This window comes from Serratia sp. 14-2641 (assembly GCF_001692375.1).
In the GTDB taxonomy this organism is placed as follows: Bacteria; Pseudomonadota; Gammaproteobacteria; order Enterobacterales; family Enterobacteriaceae; genus Chania; species Chania fonticola_C.
Genome location: NZ_LXKR01000024.1, coordinates 1 through 611, shown reverse-complemented (window position 1 = coordinate 611; position 611 = coordinate 1). Strand labels below are relative to the sequence as shown.

The window sequence follows — 611 nt, the reverse complement described above, 5'->3', positions numbered from 1 at the left end:
CCGAGTGCAGCCGCCTCGGTGGAAGAGATTTCCAGTGCGGGGATAAGGATGACGAGGATGCGATCGTTGTGAACCACATCTTTCAGGTCGATGTCACCGGCGTCGCGGGCAAACACATGACCGTAGGTGTCATTGAACAACGCCAGCATGCGGGTGAACTGCTGAATGAGGTAACCATGCTGGTTCAGCGCCTCCGGCGCCCATTCTGACGGGGAGTCCACGGTAGCCAGGTCAAACCCCGCCAGCGTGCCCAGATAGTTCTCCAGCGGTAATCGCGCCTCATCATGCCACTGCTCTTCCACTGACTGGATATAGAGCCGCGCAATACTGCGCAAGGGGAGATGGGCTTGAATAGTACGCTGCGACATCACCGTCCCTTCTCGCCTGCATTTGTACACCAGAGCAAACACCAGCGCCTGTATCATCGCCCGCGCTTTCTCCTGCCAGCCGCCATCGTTGCCGGCCGGTGGCAACATCGAATCCATCAGGTTGATGATGTAGGTTTCTTCAGCGATGCCGAAGGCATTGACCGTATTGGTTTGCGGTCGGTTTTTGACATCTTCCAGCAGCTCCTGAGCCCGCGAACGACCGCCGGTGATGAAGTTCATCAT

The 611-nt window shown here is 57.3% G+C and carries 1 pseudogene; it reads right to left on the bottom strand.

Going from position 1 to position 611, the window contains the following annotated elements:
• Nucleotides 1–611, bottom strand: a pseudogene (locus tag A6U95_RS09955) (type IV secretory system conjugative DNA transfer family protein); the annotation flags it as partial.